16 protein-coding genes and 1 tRNA gene are annotated in these 16,558 nt (G+C 67.6%); 6 read left to right on the top strand and 11 right to left on the bottom strand.

The genetic code is table 11. From position 1 onward, the window contains the following. Positions 1-504: 504 nt before the first annotated feature. The 5 genes from ACIA8R_RS12785 to ACIA8R_RS12805 all read right to left on the bottom strand — a co-directional run bounded on the left by ACIA8R_RS12785 (position 505) and on the right by ACIA8R_RS12805 (position 4,411). Positions 505-960, bottom strand: coding sequence for a hypothetical protein (locus ACIA8R_RS12785; protein ID WP_397038279.1), 456 nt, complete (start codon positions 958-960; stop codon positions 505-507). Positions 961-1,049: 89 nt separating this feature from the next. Continuing rightward, positions 1,050-3,020 (bottom strand): hypothetical protein, encoded by a 1,971-nt coding sequence (locus ACIA8R_RS12790; protein ID WP_397038281.1) that lies wholly within the window; start codon positions 3,018-3,020, stop codon positions 1,050-1,052. Between the two features lie 38 nt (positions 3,021-3,058). Beyond that, complete coding sequence (locus tag ACIA8R_RS12795) at positions 3,059-3,352, bottom strand: hypothetical protein (RefSeq protein ID WP_397038283.1); 294 nt, start codon at positions 3,350-3,352, stop codon at positions 3,059-3,061. Positions 3,353-3,460: 108 nt separating this feature from the next. Further along, positions 3,461-4,132, bottom strand: a complete 672-nt coding sequence (locus ACIA8R_RS12800) for an HAD family hydrolase (protein ID WP_397038285.1) — start codon at positions 4,130-4,132, stop codon at positions 3,461-3,463. Positions 4,133-4,338: 206 nt separating this feature from the next. Further along, positions 4,339-4,411, bottom strand: a tRNA-Arg gene (locus tag ACIA8R_RS12805). Between the two features lie 1,678 nt (positions 4,412-6,089). On the opposite strand from ACIA8R_RS12805, the gene ACIA8R_RS12810 reads away from it, so the two are divergent. Then, positions 6,090-7,067 (top strand): D-alanyl-D-alanine carboxypeptidase family protein, encoded by a 978-nt coding sequence (locus tag ACIA8R_RS12810; RefSeq protein WP_357696259.1) that lies wholly within the window; start codon positions 6,090-6,092, stop codon positions 7,065-7,067. Positions 7,068-7,076: 9 nt separating this feature from the next. On the opposite strand, the gene mscL is transcribed toward ACIA8R_RS12810, so the two are convergent. Genes mscL through ACIA8R_RS12825 form a run of 3 tightly spaced genes read right to left on the bottom strand, consistent with a single transcriptional unit; the run spans position 7,077 to position 8,896 of the window. Next, positions 7,077-7,475: a large conductance mechanosensitive channel protein MscL gene (gene mscL / locus ACIA8R_RS12815; RefSeq protein WP_364104191.1), complete on the bottom strand. Its 399-nt coding sequence runs from the start codon at positions 7,473-7,475 to the stop codon at positions 7,077-7,079. Positions 7,476-7,508: 33 nt separating this feature from the next. Next, positions 7,509-8,090, bottom strand: coding sequence for an SAF domain-containing protein (locus ACIA8R_RS12820; RefSeq protein WP_357696255.1), 582 nt, complete (start codon positions 8,088-8,090; stop codon positions 7,509-7,511). Further along, positions 8,087-8,896, bottom strand: coding sequence for an S-methyl-5'-thioadenosine phosphorylase (locus ACIA8R_RS12825; protein ID WP_364104197.1), 810 nt, complete (start codon positions 8,894-8,896; stop codon positions 8,087-8,089). Before ACIA8R_RS12825 ends, ACIA8R_RS12820 begins: the two co-directional genes overlap by 4 nt. Before the next feature lie 110 nt (positions 8,897-9,006). Between ACIA8R_RS12825 and ACIA8R_RS12830 the strand changes: the two genes are divergently transcribed. Continuing rightward, on the top strand, positions 9,007-10,974 hold the full coding sequence (locus ACIA8R_RS12830; protein ID WP_364104199.1) for an MFS transporter: 1,968 nt from the start codon (positions 9,007-9,009) through the stop codon (positions 10,972-10,974). A 33-nt stretch (positions 10,975-11,007) separates the two neighbouring features. Here the strand turns inward: ACIA8R_RS12830 and ACIA8R_RS12835 are convergent, their stop codons facing one another. The 3 genes from ACIA8R_RS12835 to ACIA8R_RS12845 form a co-directional block, all read right to left on the bottom strand. After that, positions 11,008-11,307, bottom strand: a complete 300-nt coding sequence (locus ACIA8R_RS12835; RefSeq protein WP_364104202.1) for an FmdB family zinc ribbon protein — start codon at positions 11,305-11,307, stop codon at positions 11,008-11,010. 69 nt (positions 11,308-11,376) lie between these two features. Then, on the bottom strand, positions 11,377-12,882 hold the full coding sequence (locus ACIA8R_RS12840) for a potassium/proton antiporter (RefSeq protein WP_397038289.1): 1,506 nt from the start codon (positions 12,880-12,882) through the stop codon (positions 11,377-11,379). A 23-nt stretch (positions 12,883-12,905) separates the two neighbouring features. Beyond that, positions 12,906-13,475, bottom strand: a complete 570-nt coding sequence (locus ACIA8R_RS12845) for a 5-formyltetrahydrofolate cyclo-ligase (RefSeq protein ID WP_357696245.1) — start codon at positions 13,473-13,475, stop codon at positions 12,906-12,908. A 24-nt stretch (positions 13,476-13,499) separates the two neighbouring features. Between ACIA8R_RS12845 and galU the strand changes: the two genes are divergently transcribed. Genes galU through ACIA8R_RS12865 form a run of 4 tightly spaced genes read left to right on the top strand, consistent with a single transcriptional unit; the run spans position 13,500 to position 16,513 of the window. Further along, entirely contained in the window at positions 13,500-14,402 is a 903-nt protein-coding gene (gene galU, locus ACIA8R_RS12850) for a UTP--glucose-1-phosphate uridylyltransferase GalU (RefSeq protein ID WP_357696243.1), read from the top strand. Then, positions 14,389-15,564 carry a gephyrin-like molybdotransferase Glp gene (gene glp, locus ACIA8R_RS12855; protein ID WP_364104210.1) on the top strand — a complete coding sequence of 392 codons (1,176 nt, stop codon included), beginning with the start codon at positions 14,389-14,391 and terminating at the stop codon, positions 15,562-15,564. Before galU ends, glp begins: the two co-directional genes overlap by 14 nt. Then, positions 15,561-16,037: a cyclic pyranopterin monophosphate synthase MoaC gene (moaC, locus tag ACIA8R_RS12860; protein ID WP_364104213.1), complete on the top strand. Its 477-nt coding sequence runs from the start codon at positions 15,561-15,563 to the stop codon at positions 16,035-16,037. The genes glp and moaC overlap by 4 nt, the downstream gene beginning before the upstream one ends. Continuing rightward, on the top strand, positions 16,034-16,513 hold the full coding sequence (locus tag ACIA8R_RS12865) for a molybdenum cofactor biosynthesis protein B (protein WP_397038292.1): 480 nt from the start codon (positions 16,034-16,036) through the stop codon (positions 16,511-16,513). Before moaC ends, ACIA8R_RS12865 begins: the two co-directional genes overlap by 4 nt. The last annotated feature ends 45 nt before the right edge of the window (positions 16,514-16,558 follow it).

Below are 16,558 nucleotides of genomic sequence, written 5' to 3' on the forward strand. Positions count from 1 at the left end.
AACCCGTTCGGTGCTCATCGCCGGCCTCCTGGCCTGCGCCAGCATCGCCGTCTGGTCGAGCGCCTGGGGTACAGACAACGCCTCACCTCAAGGGAAGGCCGTCTCGATGCCGACGTCTCGCGAGAGCCCTGCCGAACGCCCAACTGTGTTCACCTCACCGGCGACGCACACGCCTTCTCCCCATTCGCCTTCGCCCTCGGCGGTGCCGCAGACAGATCACAAGCAATCGAAGAACAAGGCGGAACGGACGAAGAACCGTCATCAATCACGAGACCCGCATGCGCCTCGTCAGCGCTACGAAAATGCTCCCAGGACTCCGCGCACGACAGTCGCGACGCCGCCCCGGCGTCCAAGAAGGACAAGGCCTGTGGCTCCTGAGGGTCGCGAAAGGAGGCCGGGAGTCCCGTTGCTCGCCGCAAAGTGCGACGACCTCTTTCCGCCTTCCCGCCCAGACTCCCTCATCCGTAATCGAGCATGTCACTTTCTCTACGGATAGCGCAGGCATCAGGAGGTAGCGGTCAGGAGGATGGGCCGGAGTTGCCGGGCGAACTCGACGGCGTCGGCGCGAACGTCTCGCCCGGGAGCGCCCCGTGCGATCCGGACGGACAGCAATTTGGATCCGTCAGACACCCATGCCAGTGCGTAGGCGCCTACGGGGTTCCCTGCCTTGTCCCTGATCAGAGCGCTGAATCCGGGCCCCATACCGTTCGGCAGTGACGCCCCCTTGTCGCTCGCCTTGGTGGCTTCGAGATTTTCGATGGACGTGGCCATCGGTTTTCGTAGTTCGACCAACATCCATGCGGGCTCTGATGTACCCGGCGACCTCGTCACCTGGCAATACGCGAAGTGCGATGCCGACTCCGTGCCGTCCGTATAGAAGTCATCCAAGCCTGTGACGCGAGCGATGGCATCGCGGGAGATGAGTCCACATTCACGAGGATCGGCGGTGACGTTGCCCAACGGGCGCCGATCCTCCTGCGCAGGAGGGGGCGAGCAGCTAGCAGCTGTCAGAAAAGCGGTAAGCATGGCCGCCAGAACGGCACGGCTACTCACTCGTCCCCCTTTGGGGGCGGGGGTGGTTCGGGCGGAATGAATCCACTCCGAACCGCGGATCCTATGCCGTTGAAGATGCGTGAGGCTTTTGATCGTTCTAGCCATTCTGTATATGCGAAGTCCTCTGTGGCGTTCATACTGCTGCGCGGCTTGAGCTGTCCATCCTTCTTCAGGAAGTCGCCCGGTGAGCCTTCGGCGTAGTTGCGGGAGGCGTGCGGATGTGTGCTGCCAGGGGTCGAGTCCTTTCCGAACAGTCCGTGTCGCAGCATCGCGCCGGCGACAAGGTCTTTGAACAAGTCCTGGCTTTGGCTGAGAGTTGATCCGGCCCGAGCTCGCGCCTTCTTTCCTTCCTCTGACTTGAAGGAGTCATCAAGACTGTCCTGCATACCCTCGTATCCCGCAAGGACGATATCTCCTGCTGGCGTGAGTACCAATTTGGTCGTAGTTATGATCGCGTCCGTGAAGGCTTCGTAGGATTCGTCCTTCCGATCCGCCTTGTTGATATCGGAAAGGTTGGCAGCGTCTACGATCAAGTGGAGGGACCTGCTCAGATCGAATACTTTGGCTTTGAATTCCTCCGCCGTAGCGCTGACCATCCCTGCTTCGACAATGTTTTGCCACTGCTCGGCAAGCTCAGCCTTGGTCGCATTCGGATGGTTGCTCTTCCACTCTGCAAACACCTTGCGGTTCGCCTCTTCGATCTGGTCTGCCTGTGCGTCCACAACCTTGAGGCTGTATTGGCCGTGAGCTTCGGTAACCATCTTGACTGCGCTGGGGTCATCGAACGTCCACGTCATCATGTCCTTGAGGGGCTGCCGCTCGAACTGGGCGCCGTAGGGTTGCTGACCAGGCAAATTCGGATCTGGGTCGGCCAGGGGCGTAACGCCCATGGTCTCTTTAGAGCTGCTAGCTGGGATTCGATTAACGTCGCCGATGTAGGCCGACAAGATGCGGGCCGCGCTAAGCCGGGACTTGGGGATCGCCCGCTGAACCCTCTTGTCAGCCCAGAAATGCGCCGCCCAGGAGGCGATCAGGGCTGACTTGTACCCGCGGGAGTTTCCTGGAGGTTCAGCGTGATCCCGGTACGTTGTAGTAGCGGCTTCGATCGCTCGCCCCAGGTCTCGGCCTCCGTCATCCCAATGGTTCTCCCTCATCAAGAAGGCGAGCGGTTTCCGTGCCGGATCGGCAAAGAAATCTTGCGCGACTCTGGGGTTGTTGGCCAGCGCTGCCGCCAGGCCTGAGCCAAAGCTAATTATGTCCCCCTGCTCACTGGGACTCTTCTGTGTGTTGTCGTATACCTTGTTCGCCACATCTCGCAGGAATTCATCATCGAAAGACCCGTGCCTTAGCAACTCGTTCACGTTGATGCTGTCTCGGGCGACGTCGTTCCTGCGGATCAGCTCGTCGGCGTAGTTCTTGGGAAGCTTCAGGTTTCCCACTCCGCGCGACGCGGTCCCCAATATGGTGCCGAGAACGCTCAGGAGTTGCTGTGTACTCTTCTCGCTTTGGGTTTGCCTGAAAAGCCTCAAGAGCTCCTTGAGCTCCTGAGGAGGCATCTCCTTCGCGAATGCGATGGCGAAGTATGGATCATTTTTGTGTTTCTCCAGCGCATCGAGCGTCTTCTGACTTATCGGATGGTCCAAGAAGGGGAAGTTTTGTCGTGCCTCGCGTAGTTCGTCGGCTACCTTCTTCGCCGACGCCGCACCGCTCGCGGGCGAGTTCGAAACCCAGAGCGACTCGTCCGCCCAGAGCACACCCTTATCAAGTCCGATCTTCTGCGTGGAGACGATGAGATCCAGGCGGCGCTGGAGATCCGGGACCTGCTGGGCGATCTGGAAGGCGATGTCTGTCAGCGTTCCGGGTCCCGTCATACCGGTTCCGATCGCTCTCAAAGCACTGGCGATGCGCGCATCCGCGTCCGGCCAGGTCTGCTTCAGGCGTTTGATCTCGTTGATCAGCTGAGTCATCAGCTCGGGGTCAATGCCAATCCGATTCGCGAGGGGACTCATAGGCCGGCCCTGCCTGGCGGATTCAGTGGTGGGGTCCTCAGCCCAAGGGGATCAGTGGGCTTGGCGGGGCCAGGATGCGCGGAATCGACCAGTGCCAGGGCTCGATTGAAAACGCCTCGATAGGCCGCCTCCCATGCCTGGCAATCCTTGAGCAGCTTGTCGGCAGCCTTACCCTTCATCGCGCCGTCTTCGAGCAGGCTGATGAGCTTGCGCACGTCGTTAGCGTGCTGGTCGCGTACCTGCTCGATCGTCCGCCGCGCGGCGGCGAGCTCTTCCTGAGGCATCATCATCCCGGATCCTTTGGATCTTGAGGACGACTATCTGTGGGATCAATGTGACGATAAGTGCCAATCGAAGTGCCGTCGAGCCGAACTACTCATACGGCATAAGCTCAACATTTATCCCGGCTGGTGCGTATCACGCATGATGGTGATCGCCTCGGTCACGTCCGTCACCACATGATCGGCCCGGTGTTCGTGTCCCGGCCACGTACCTCGATCGACCCAGATCCCTCGCATGCCCGCAGCCTGAGCACCTGCGATGTCCGCGACCAGGTTGTCACCCACCATCCAACCGCCCTCGGCGAGGCCGGCTCCGCACCGTTGGGCGGCGATGTGGAATAGGCGGGCATCCGGCTTTCGGACGCCCTCAACCCCCGACACGGCATAGCCGTCGACCGCCTCCGCCAGGCCGGTTCGATGGAGCTTGCCGAGTTGGTTGTCCGCCGTGCCGTTGGTGACGATCCCCACGCGCCACCCTGCGGCCCTCAGATCAGACAGCGCGCACAGGACGCCGGGGTAGCACTGCACGAGGTACGGCATCCGCTGCCGGTAGCCGGCCCAGAGCTCCTCGACGGATTCTGTGAGCGCGAAGTGCGCGCGGACCTCGTTGAAGAACACCTCTCGATGGGGATGTACGCCCTGATCCAGGGAGGCGAGCCAGGCCACATCCTCGCGGCTCAAGTGATGGTGCTCGGCGAACTCCTCCGCCCACCGGGCGAATGCGTCACCGAGATCTATAAGCGTCCTGTCGAGATCGAAGAGGGCGAGGCGCTGCACGATGCCGATCATAGATACGACGGGTCCGCCCCAACAGACCGTCAGAGAATCCGCGGTTAACCTCGGGAAACGCTTCCAAGATCATCCCCCGTACGTCCCCAAAACTCTGTCCTACGGCTGCATATCGCTGCCCTGAGTGACCTAACTGGGGCTGACAAGCAAAGGACCTGCGGTTGAGAAACCGCAGGTCAGAGGCCGAAATACCTGGTCGAGATGAGTGCCCCCGGCAGGATTCGAACCTGCGGCACCCGCTTTAGGAGAGCGGTGCTCTATCCCCTGAGCTACGGAGGCGGACTCTCGTAAGCCTAGCGAAAGTTGGACGGTGCGTGGGCCTTCGGGCCGGGGTGAGTTTGGTGACGTTGGTTATGGGTGCTCTGAGCTGCGGTAAAGGCATGACAAGCGGTCAGATTCCTGCGCTTCGTGCGTGGATAGCGTCTGCCTGTGACCAGGAGGCGATCCACGCAAGCTCGTAGGCGGCCCGTCGTGTTGTTCGGGGCGTTGTTGGCTCCTGCGATTCTCGCCGGCGGGCTGTTGGCTGGGGACATGCGGGGGTTTGAGGGGGTTGGTGGGCCGGTGGGGATGGAGGGGCGGAGGGCGGTGCGGTTGGCGTTCGAGCCTGTGTGGATGCCCGCGCCCGCGCATCCCGATCGGCGGTACGGAGGGGTGATTCCGGCGCCTGTGCGGAAGGTCTCTGAGGCGTCCGAGGCCTTGGAGGTGCGGCCCGCGGCGCCTAAGCCTGCGCCTGATCCGGCTCCGGTGGTTGAGGAGGAGCCGTACGCGACTACGCCTTCGCAGCCCTCGCCTGGATGTGCGGGGGAGTGGGAGGACACCTGGCTGTGGGACATGTGCCGGGAGCGTGAGCAGGAGGCGGCGCAGAATGCCCGCTATGGCTGGCTGTCGGGATTGTGAGGGCGGCGGCGGGCAGGGGCTGAGGAGGGTGTGCCCGTGGTGTGCGGTGTCGCCCGGTCGGCGACGGTTCATGCCCGCGCGACCTGGTCCCTCTATGTCGTGGCGTCTGGAGGCGGCGGGAGTGGCTTGGGTGAGTCTGGTGGTGGTTGATGGAGTTGGATCTACCCTTTCGGACAGCTCTGGCGGGGTGGGACATCGAGTGTCGGCTTCGGCAGCTCTTGACGGTGGTCCGGTGCAAGGCCGGTGTAGGGCGCAGGGGTTGGCGGCGGTGCGCATCGTATGAGGAGGGGCTGCGGGGCAGGTGGCGCAGCTCAGGAACTGCCCACTCGCTGCAGGCCGCACGGTTCCGGAAGGTATACCCGTGGAGGCTGTCGGCGGTGATCTCGAAGAAGCGCTGGCGATAGGGGCGCGCTGCTCTCCCCGCGTGACGTCCGAGCCGTAGGAGCTCGGGTGCTTGGGTGAGTCCGCGCGGGCAGGTGAGTCATGCGATTTCGCGGCAGAGAGGACGCTGGGGGCTTGTGAAGGGGTGAGGAAAGGTGCTTAAGCGCACAGGGAGGAGCCGGACGCCGGTCAGGGCGATGCCACGCCTCGACAGTCGACTCAAGGATGGCTGCAGGCCGGCGTACGGCCTACGACCCGCAGGGAATGCAGGTCAGGACTGCGGCTGACACATCTGCCCAGTACGTGCCGTCCCGAAGCATCCACGTAGAAGACCCCAGGATGCACAGCGACGCCGGATCCCGGGCCGCCGAAGGCGAAACCACACCAAAGGGCTCAGGGAAGGCGCAGGACTTCATGGAGAGTCGGGCGTAGGGGGGTGACGGTGCTGGTGGGGAGGGGGAGCCGTACATAGTGCGCTTTTTGTCTCATAGCAGCTCTTCGGAGTTCGGTCCGGACACTCGGGGGGCTGTAGTAACGTGCGTGCCTGACCCGGGTAACGAGTGTGCAAACGGAGGAGTCGAACGTGCCATCCCCTCGATCAGCGGGTCTGATCGCGGTCGTCATGGCGATGGCTTCTCTCTTCGTGCCATCCGCGGCGCAGGCTCAGGCGCGGACCCAGATGGACCGGCGGGATCCGAGCAATCTGGCGGAGCTGCGCAAGGAGGCCGAGCGGTCGGCTAAGGAGCTTGAGGACGCCACCAAGGCCCTGGAGAAGCGGCGCGCCACGATCGCGGCTTCCGAGAAGGAGCTCAAGACCAAGCTGAACGGGCTGCAGGACCTGGAGCGCAGGCTCGCGGTCATCCGGCAGCCGGTCTCGCAGCTGGCGGAGTTGCTCTACGAGCAGCCCATCGGGGCGGACGGCGTGGTGCCGTTCCTGTCGGGGGACGCCGGGGTCGGCACCTTGCGGGCGCTTTCGGACACCACCCAGATGGTCGCGGTAAGGCAGCAGGCCGTTGAGCAGACCAGCACCCTCTACAAGCAGGCTGAGGGGCTGGCCGCCGAGGCCCAGGAGTTGCGGGCGGGCAACCTGCTGGCCGAGGCTCAGATGGCGGCCGAGATCGACACGCTCAGGCAGCGTTCGGACAAGATCGTCAAGTCGCTCACCGCCGCGCTGGTGAAGCTCGGCATCAAGATCGACAAGGTTGGACGGGCGGCGCTGGGCTGCAACCCCCTCCAGGCCGCCACGGCCAACAACTTCCCCAACGGGCTCATCCCCAAGAGCATGCTCTGTCCGTTGCAGCAGAAGGGGTTCAGTCTGCGGGCGGACGCCACGATCGCCTTCGTCAGCCTCAACGAGGCCTACCGGAGGCGGTTCGGCAAGGCGATCTGCGTGACGGACGCCTACCGGAGCCTGGCCGAGCAGCAGTCCGTCTACTACCGGCGGCCGGGGTTCGCCGCCGTGCCGGGGCGGAGCAACCACGGTCTCGGGCTGGCTGTGGACCTGTGCGGCGGGGTGGAGCGGTTCCGGTCCACGGAGTTCGTGTGGATGGAGAACAACTCCAAGAGGTACGGGTGGTTCCATCCCGCCTGGGCCTACAGCAGCCCGTTCGAGCCGTGGCACTGGGAGTACGACCCGAAGATCGACTCGCAGCTCTAAGCCGGGTCTCTAGGCGGGCACGACCTCGGCACTGCAGAAGGCACAGCGTGAGGCGGCCTTCGGGATCTCTGACAGGCACTCGGGGCAGTCGCGGGTCTTCGCCTCGATCTGGGCCGCGGCGCGCTCCTTGAAATGCGTGTACGGCTTGACGACCAGGAAGTAGACCACCGCCGCGATCATCAGGAACGAGATCACCGCGTTGACGAACTTGCCGTACATGAAGTTGGACGCGCCGACGGTGATCTTCAGCGACGAGAAGTCGGGCAGACCGCCGAAGGCCGAGATCAGCGGGGTGAGGAGATCGGCGACGAACGACTGCACGATCGAGTTGAAGGCCGCCCCGATGACGACCGCGACGGCCAGGTCGAGGACGTTGCCCTGCATCAGGAACTTTCTGAATCCGTTCATGGCCGAGAAGCGTAGTCGAACGATTACTCGACGTTACGTTTTGAAGGTGATGGAGAGGCGTCCTGAGATCTGGGCGCCGGCGAGCTGGGCCGCCTGGTACGGAGTGGCCGCCAGCACCACCAGCGCGCCGCCCGTGCGGGAGTCGTCGGCGGCCGGCGGGATGGTGATCACCCGGACGTCGTCGGCGATGAGCTGGGCCGGCCGGCCGCCCTCCCAGGCCGCCAGGACGCCAATGGTGGAGCCGGGGGAGATGAGGGCGACGGCGTCGGGGTCGGCGATGCGCACCGGAGCGGCTACCGTGCCCGGCGGCAGCGGCACCGGATGGAGCAGGCGGGCGTCGGTCAGGGGTTCGCCCCGGCGCATGGGGCCGGCAAGGTAGCGGCCGGCCGCGTACGAGCGCACGGCCCCGTCGGGCGGACGGTCGAGCGGCGCCGGACGGAGATCGCCCGGACGTAGGAGGCCGGGGGCGAGGTCGCGGGCGGCCACGAGGACCTCGGGGCCCGCGGCGGGACGCAGGGCGACATAGGCCGCCAGGACGCCGAGCGCGGCCAGGGCCGCCGCGATCAGGCGGCGGCGCCGGGCCCAGGCGCGCAACCAGGCGGGCTGCCTGCTCACGGCAGCTCGAAGGGCAGCTTGATGCCGTCGAGGGCCGAGCCGCAGGGGCACATGCGGTCGACGGGCAGGGCCTGGACGGTCTCGGCGACGAGCGTGCGCATGCGGGTGACGTTGCGGGCGAAGAACTCCAGCACCTCGTCGTGGGTCACGCCCTGGCCGGCCTCGACCCCGGCGTCATGGTCGGTGACCAGGGAGAGCGAGGTGTAGCACAGGGCCAGCTCACGGGCCAGCACGGACTCGGGGTAGCCGGTCATGCCCACGATCGACCAGCCGTTGGCCGCGAACCACTGGGACTCGGCCCGGCTGGAGAAGCGGGGGCCCTCGATGACCACCAGCGTGCCGCCGTCGACGACGTCGCCCCAGCCGGTGGAGCGGGCCGTGGCCACGGCGGCCGCTCTGCCGGACGGGCAGTAGGGGTCGGCGAAGGAGACGTGGACGGCCCCCGAGACGTCGTAATAGGTCTGCGGCCTGCCCGAGGTGCGGTCGACGACCTGGTCGGGCACGACGATGGCGCCCGGCCCGTACTCCGCCTTGAGCGAGCCGACGGCGCTGGGGGCGAGCACCTGGGTCACGCCGAGCGAGCGCAGCGCCCACAGGTTGGCGCGGTAGGGGATGCGGTGGGGCGGGAAGCGGTGGTCGCGGCCGTGCCGGGGGATGAACGCCACCGAACGCGAGCCGATGCGGCCGACCGTGACGACGTCGCTGGGCGGCCCGTAGGGGGTGGAGAGCTCGATCTCCTCCGCGTCGTCGAGGAGGGAGTAGAAGCCCGAACCGCCGAGGACGCCGATGTCTGCGCGAGTGACCATGGCGCCGAGAGTAGCCGGACGGCCGAGGGCGCCGAGAACGCCGAACGCGGTTCTGTGGATAACCTGAATGCGGAGCGTGCGCACACCAGTACGAAGAGTAGGATCGCCGCATGCGGCAAAAAGGGCTGGGCCTCATCATCCTCGCGCTGATGCTCGGGATGCTGCTGGCCTCGCTCGACCAGACCATCGTCTCCACGGCCCTGCCGACGATCGTGAGCGACCTGGGCGGGCTGGAGCAGCTCTCGTGGGTGGTGACGGGCTACTTGCTCGCCTCGACCGTCTCCACGCCGCTGTGGGGCAAACTGGGCGACCAGTACGGCCGCAAAAAACTCTTCATCACCGCGATCATCATTTTCCTCCTCGGATCGGCCCTTTGCGGGCTGAGCCGGAACATGGGGGAGCTGATCGGGTTCCGGTCGATCCAGGGCCTGGGCGGCGGCGGCCTGATGGTGCTCGCGCAGGCGATCGTGGCCGACGTGGTCTCGGCCCGCGAACGCGGGCGCTACCAGGGCTTCTTCGGCGCCGTGTTCGCCGTCAGCAGCATCGTGGGGCCGCTGCTCGGCGGGCTGTTCGTCGACCACCTGTCCTGGCACTGGGTGTTCTACATCAATCTGCCCCTGGGCGCGATCGCCCTGGCCGTGATCGCGGCCGGGCTGCCCGGCGACGACACGCGCACCAGCCACCGCATCGACTACGCCGGGGTGGTGCTGCTCGGCGGCGCGACCTCGTGCCTGGTGCTCATCACGACCTGGGGCGGGTCGACCTATCCCTGGTCGAGTCCGGTCATCGCCGGCCTGGCGCTGGCCGCGGCGGCGCTGGTCGCGGCGTGGGCGGCCGTCGAGCGGCGGGCTGCGGAGCCGGTGCTGCCCCTGGGGCTGTTCAGGGTGCGGGCGTTCGCGATGTCGTCCGCGGTGGGGTTCGTGGTGGGGTTCGCGATGTTCGGGGCGCTCACGTACCTGCCGCTGTTCTTGCAGGTCGTGCACGGGGTGAGTCCCACATTGTCCGGGGTGTACCTGCTGCCGATGATGGCCGGGATGCTGACGTTGTCGATCACCAGCGGGTTGGTGATCTCGAAGACCGGCAAATATCGCTTCCTGCCCATCGCGGGCACAGGCGTGGCGACGATCGGGCTGTTCCTGCTGTCCGGGCTGAGCGAGCGCAGCAGCCTGCTGACGATGGGCGGCTACCTGCTGGTGCTCGGCATCGGCTTGGGGATGACCATGCAGGTGCTGGTGATCGTCGTGCAGAACGCCGTCGACTTCAAGGACCTCGGCGTGGCCACGTCGGGGGCGACGTTCTTCCGCTCGATCGGCGGGTCCTTCGGGGTCGCCACGCTGGGGGCGGTCTTCACCGGCACGCTCAACGGCGATCTGCGAGAGGTGCTGGCCAGGGCCCGGTTGCCGGCGGGGTTCGACCCGTCGAGGATCCAGCGCGACCCGACCGTCATCCAGCGGCTGCCTCCCGCGCTGGCCGGTCAGTTCCTCCACGTGTACGCCGACGCCATCGCGGCCGTCTTCCGGGTGGCCGCGCCGGTGATGTTCGGGGCGTTCGTGCTGAGCTGGTTCATCCCGCAGACGCGGCTCAGGGAGACCACCAAGGCGGCGGACCTGGGCGAGGGGCTGGGCGCCACGTCGGCCGAGCGGTCGTCGCTGGAGGAGGTCGAACGGGGGCTCATGCGGCTCGCCGACGCCGACCTGCGCAGGGGCTACTACGAACGGCTCGGGGCGCTGGCCGGGTTGAGCGGCGTCCCGCCGCAAGGGGTGTGGGTGCTCGCCAGGCTCAACGGCAAGGGTTGGGTCGGGGCGGGCGAGTTGGCCGAGTGCGCCAAGGTCAGCAGGGAACACGGCAGGCCCCACGTCGACCGCCTGGTGGACGAGGGGCTGGTGGAGCGTTCTGAAGACGGCGAGCGGCTGCGGCTCACGCCGGAGGGGGACCGGGCGGCCCTGAGGCTCGTGCGTTGCTCGTGCGAGGGGCTGAGCAGGCTCGTGGCCGACTGGGGGTCCGATCCACAGCTGGAGCGGCTCGTCGACCGCATCGCGCCGGAACTGCTCGGCGCGTACGCCGACCGGCCTCGATGAGGACCCCCGCCCGTGCGGGCGGGGTCGACGTGCCTAGTTGGAGGCCGCCGCGGGCGCCGGCGCCGGGGTGGACGACGAGGAGGACGACGACTCGCTCGACTTGCTCTCGGCCGGCTTCGACGGGGTGGTCGAAGAGGCGGAGGAGGTCGAGGACGACGAGCGGTTGTCCGTGCGGTAGAAGCCCGAACCCTTGAACACGATGCCGACGGCGGAGAACACCTTCCGCAGGTTGCCCTGGCAGTTGGGGCACACCGTCAGCGCATCGTCGGTGAATTTCTGAACGACTTCGAGCTGCTCACCGCAGTCGTTGCAGGCGTACTGGTAGGTCGGCACGCGCTCCTCCTTATACGTTCTGGCACTCGAGCGATGCGACTGCTAATGCTAACCGATTGGGCCAAACACCTATTCCAACCCCCGCTCTCCGTGCCAGCCGGCCAGCTTGCCGCTGCGGCTCACGGCGCGCAGACGGCGTTCGACCTGGTCACGGCAGGCGGCCGTGGTGACCAGCAGGAGCTGGTCGTCGGCCCGGACGCGGGTGCTGTTGTCCGGCACGAACGATTTGCCGTCGCGGACCACCAGCGTCACGGCCGCTCCGGCGGGCAGGCGCAGCTCGAAGATCTCCACGCCGTGCAGGAGCGAGCCGATGGGAACCTTGACCTGGAGCAGGTCCGCCTTGAGCTCCTCCAGCGGCGCGGACTCCACCTCCAGGTCGTGCGCCTCGCCGGGCGCGCTCACCCCGAGCAGCCGGGCCGCGTACGGCAGCGTGGGCCCCTGCAGCAGCGTGAAGACGATCACGATCACGAAGACCTGGTTGAAGATCTCCTTCGACCCCTGCACACCGGACGCCCACGGGATGGTCGCCAGCACGATGGGGATCGCGCCGCGCAACCCCGCCCACGACAGGAACGCCTGGTCGCGCCAGCTCACCCGGTCCAGCCGCAGGACGCGGGCCACCGTGGAACTGGCCAGCACCGACAGCGGACGGGCCACCATCACCAGCACGGACCCGGCGATCACGCCCGGCACGATGGCCGACGGCAGCTCTTTGGGCGTGGCCAGGAGCCCCAGCATGACGAAGAGGCCGATCTGCGCCAGCCAGGCCGCGCCCTCGGCGAACCCTCTGGTCGCGGCGCGGTGCGGCAGGCGTGAATTGCCCAGGATGAGGGCCGTGAGGTAGACGGCCAGGAAGCCGGAGCCGTGCAGCAGCACCGCGCCGCCGTACGAGACGAAGGTGAGGGCCAGCACGGCGATCGGGTAGAGGCCGGAGGCCGGGAGGGCGACGCGGCGCAGCGCGTACGCGCCCGCGGGCCCGACCGCGAGGCCCACGGCCGCGCCGATGACCAGCTCGATGGCGGTTTCCAGCAGGAACGTTCCCACGGACGCCGGCCGCTGCGACGCCCCGCTGAGCAGTACGACGGCGATGACCGTGGGCGCGTCGTTGAAGCCGGACTCCGCCTCCAGAACCCCCGCCAACCGGGTCGGGAGCGGCAACCTGCGCAGCACCGAGAAGACGGCGGCCGCGTCCGTCGAGGCCAGCACGGCGCCGAGGACCAGCGCCTCGGTCGGATCCATGCCGAGCAGCCCCTGGACGGCCAGCGCCACGACCACGATGCTCACCGTCACGCCGACGGTGGCCAGGATCAGGGCGAGCGGCACCGATTTGCGGACGTGCGACCAGGTCGTGGTCAGACCGCCCTCGGCCAGGATCACCGCCAGCGCGATCAGGCCGATCTGCTGGACGGCCTGCGGGCTTTCGAGCTTGGCGCCGAACCCCGAGGCCCCCAGAACCAGACCCAGCGCCAGGAAGAGGAGAAGACTGGGCAGACCGCTGCGATGTGCGACGCGTACGGACGCGATGGCCGCGATGACAATTCCGGCGCCGATCAGGAGCCAGACATCAAGCGTCATCCGGCCCCCTCTCGTCCCTTCGGTCACATAAGCCTAGTGAGTCCTTCCGGCGTCATCGCAAAACGGACCCGGTGGTCGTGCGGTTCGGCCGGCACGTCGTCGATCAGCTCGCCGTCGTGCAGCAGGGCCACCGTGGGGACGTTCGGCCCCACCCTGGCCAGCGCGCGGTCGTACGAGCCGCCGCCGCGTCCGAGGCGCACCCCCGTGCCGCGGTCGACCGCGAGTGCGGGCACGATCACCAGCGCGGCCGTGCGGACGGCGTCGACGCCGCGACGCGTGTCGACCGGTTCCATGATGCCGAAGCGACCCGGGGCGAGTGTGTCCGGGCCGTCGTAGACCGCCCAATCCAGGTCATTGTCCTCTTTCAGCACCGGAAGGATCACCGTCGCGCCGTGTTTCCACAGAGCGAACACGAGACCGTGCGTCTCCGGCTCCGACCCCGCCGACCAGTAGCAGGCCACCAGACCGGCCATCTGGACCCACGGCTGTTCGAGCAGCGTCTCGCGGACCTTGGTGGCGTTTGCCCGTAGTTGTTCGGAGGACAGACGGGTGCGCGCCGCGAGCAGTTGGCGACGCAGGTTCAGCTTGTCCACAGGTACCTCCACTAGGGTCTACTCATGGCTGACTTCGACCCTGTGACGAAAGCCGTCGTGCCCGCCGCGGGTCTGGGCACCCGGTTCCTCCCGGCGACCAAGGCGACACCCAAGGAGATGTTGCCCATCGTCGACAAGCCCGCGATCCAGTATGTCGTCGAGGAGGCGGCCTCCGCCGGGCTCCTCGACGTCCTCATGGTCACCGGCAAGAACAAGCGGTCCATCGAAGACCACTTCGACCGCGCGTTCGAGCTGGAGGAGGCCCTGGAGGCCAAGGGCGACGAGCAACGGTTGTCCCAGGTCCGCGAGCCCGCCTCGCTCGCCACGCTGCACTACGTGCGGCAGGGCGAGCCGAAGGGGCTCGGGCACGCGGTGCTGTGCGCCAAGCATCACGTCGGTGACCACCCGTTCGCGTGCCTGCTCGGCGACGACCTGATCGACTACCGCGACCGCCTGCTCCAGCGCATGATCGAGGTGCGCAACACGTTCGGCGGGAGCGTCGTCGCGCTGATGGAGGTGCCGAGGGAGCAGGTCTCGCTCTACGGCGTGGCCACCATCGCCGGCACCGTCGAGGACGACGTCGTGCGGGTGACCGACCTGGTGGAGAAGCCGCCGGTGGACGAGGCGCCCTCCACGTGGGCGGTCATCGGGCGATACGTGCTCGATCCCGCCGTTTTCGAGGTCCTGGAGAGCACGCCGCCCGGGCGCGGCAACGAGATCCAGCTCACCGACGCGCTGCGCACGCTGGCCGGCCGCGGCACCGAGGAGGGCGGCCCCGTGCACGGCGTGCTGTTCCGCGGGCGGCGCTACGACACCGGCGACAAGCTCGACTATCTGCGGACAGTGGTGAAGTTCGCCGCGGATCGTGAGGATCTCGCGCCGGAGTTCGTGCCGTGGCTGCGGGAGTTCCTCGATGAGATCGGTTGACGCGCATCTGGCCGAGATCCTGGCCACTGTGCGTCCGCTGGCGCCTCTGGAGCTGGAGCTGGAGCGGGCGCTAGGCACGACGCTGGCCGAGGACGTGTCCTCGCCGGTGCCGCTGCCGCCGTTCGACAACTCCGCGATGGACGGCTACGCGGTCAGGGCCGAGGACGTTCCCGGCACGCTGCCGGTGATCGACGACGTGGCCGCGGGGTCCGACGAACTGCGGGCGGTGGGCCCCGGGCACGCCGTCCGGATCATGACCGGGGCGCCCATGCCCGCCGGGGCGGACTCCGTCGTGCCGGTGGAGTGGACGGACGGGGGCACGGTCTCTGTCCAGATAAATCGTGACGTACCGCTTGGAAACGCGATTCGCCGAGCCGGCGAGGACGTCCAGGCGGGCGAGGTGGTGCTCAAGGCCGGCACGGTGATCGGGCCGGCCCAGCTCGGCATCATCGCCGGTGTGGGGCGGCGGCGCGTGTGGGTGCGTCCGCAGCCGCGCGTCGTCGTCATCTCGACCGGCGCCGAGCTGGTCGAGCCCGGGACGCCGCTGGGCCGCGGGCAGATCTGGGAGTCCAACAGCTTCACCCTGACGGCCGCGGTGCGCGAGGCCGGCGCCGAGGGCTTCCGCGCGGGGTCCGTCGGCGACGATCCCGCCGTGCTGCTCGACCAGCTCGACACCCACCTGGTGCGCGCCGACGCGATCATCACCAGCGGCGGGGTCTCCATGGGGGCGTACGAGCCCGTCAAGGAGGCGCTGTCGCCGCTCGGCACGGTCAGGTTCGAGAAGGTCGCGATGCAGCCCGGCATGCCCCAGGGGTTCGGCGTGCTGGGCGACGACCGGGTGCCGATCTTCGCCCTGCCGGGCAACCCGGTGTCCTCCTTCGTGTCGTTCATGCTGTTCGTACGTCCCGCGCTCGACAAGATGCGCGGCCTGCCCACCGACACGGCCCGGGTGACCGCCTACGTCACCGCGGCGCTGCGCTCGCCGTCGGGCCGGCGCTCGTACCTGCGCGGCGTGCTGTCCTCCGACGGCACGGTCGCGCCGGTCCACGGCCAGGGCTCCCACCAGCTCGCGGCCCTGGCCTCGGCGAACGCGCTAATCGTGGTGCCGGAGGACGTGACCGAGGTGCCCGGCGGGTCCGAGGTGGAGGTGATCCGGCTGTGAGCGAGTTCACGCACCTGGACGAGACGGGCGCGGCGCGCATGGTCGACGTCTCGGCCAAGGACGTCTCCGCCCGTACCGCGACGGCGACCGGGCGGGTGCTGCTGTCGTCCGAGGTCGTGGCGCTGCTGCGGTCGGGCGAGGTGCCCAAGGGCGACGCGCTCGGGGTGGCCCGGATCGCTGGGATCATGGGGGCGAAACGCACGCCCGACCTCATTCCGCTCTGCCATCCGATCGCGTTGCACGGTGTGAAGGTCGTGCTCGACGTCGAGGACTGGGGGGTGTCGATCACCTGCCGGGTGCGGACGGCCGACCGTACCGGGGTGGAGATGGAGGCGCTGACCGCCGTCACCGTGGCCGCCCTGGCGCTGATCGACATGGTCAAGGCGGTCGATCCGGCCGCCGTGATCACCGACGTCCGGGTGGAGGAGAAGGTGGGCGGCAAGACCGGTCTGTGGACCAGGGAGGCCACGTGATCCGGGCGCTCGTGGTGACCGTGTCGAACCGCGCCTCCGCCGGGATATATGCCGACAAGTCAGGGCCGTTGCTGGCCGAGTTGCTGGCGTCCGACGCCGGCTGCGAGGTCTCGGGTCCGCTGGTGGTGCCCGACGGCGACGCGGTCGAGGCGGCCCTGCGCGACGGCGTCGCCCAGGGTTACGACGTGATCGTGACCACCGGCGGCACCGGGCTCACGCCCCTCGACCTGACGCCGGAGATGACCGCCCGCGTGATCACCCGGGAAGTTCCCGGTATAGCGGAGGCCATTCGCCTGGCGAATCGCGACAAGGTGCCCACGTCGGTCCTGTCCCGGGGGCTGGCCGGTCAGGCGGGTGACACGTTGATCGTGAATCTGCCCGGCTCGTCCGGTGGCGTCCGGGATGGGGTGGCTGTGCTCGCGCCCGTCCTGCGGCACGCGGTCGAGCAGATCAAGGGCGGCGACCACCCCCGCTGACCAGGTTTCGGTCTGCCGATCGATGATCCGTGGCGACATCGAGCC

Origin of the sequence: Nonomuraea sp. NPDC051191 (assembly GCF_044455665.1) — a bacterium.
Lineage (GTDB): Bacteria > Actinomycetota > Actinomycetes > Streptosporangiales > Streptosporangiaceae > Nonomuraea.

What these genes read in the sequence shown, in the direction of transcription:
- ACIA8R_RS12790 (WP_397038281.1), bottom strand. Translation starts at nt 3,020, where the DNA reads ATGACTCAGCTGATCAACGAGATCAAACGCCTGAAGCAGACCTGGCCG.
- ACIA8R_RS12795 (WP_397038283.1), bottom strand. Translation starts at nt 3,352, where the DNA reads ATGATGATGCCTCAGGAAGAGCTCGCCGCCGCGCGGCGGACGATCGAG.
- ACIA8R_RS12800 (WP_397038285.1), bottom strand. Translation starts at nt 4,132, where the DNA reads ATGATCGGCATCGTGCAGCGCCTCGCCCTCTTCGATCTCGACAGGACG.
- ACIA8R_RS12810 (WP_357696259.1), top strand. Translation starts at nt 6,090, where the DNA reads ATGGACCGGCGGGATCCGAGCAATCTGGCGGAGCTGCGCAAGGAGGCC.
- mscL (WP_364104191.1), bottom strand. Translation starts at nt 7,475, where the DNA reads ATGAACGGATTCAGAAAGTTCCTGATGCAGGGCAACGTCCTCGACCTG.
- ACIA8R_RS12825 (WP_364104197.1), bottom strand. Translation starts at nt 8,896, where the DNA reads ATGGTCACTCGCGCAGACATCGGCGTCCTCGGCGGTTCGGGCTTCTAC.
- ACIA8R_RS12830 (WP_364104199.1), top strand. Translation starts at nt 9,007, where the DNA reads ATGCGGCAAAAAGGGCTGGGCCTCATCATCCTCGCGCTGATGCTCGGG.
- ACIA8R_RS12840 (WP_397038289.1), bottom strand. Translation starts at nt 12,882, where the DNA reads ATGACGCTTGATGTCTGGCTCCTGATCGGCGCCGGAATTGTCATCGCG.
- galU (WP_357696243.1), top strand. Translation starts at nt 13,500, where the DNA reads ATGGCTGACTTCGACCCTGTGACGAAAGCCGTCGTGCCCGCCGCGGGT.
- glp (WP_364104210.1), top strand. Translation starts at nt 14,389, where the DNA reads ATGAGATCGGTTGACGCGCATCTGGCCGAGATCCTGGCCACTGTGCGT.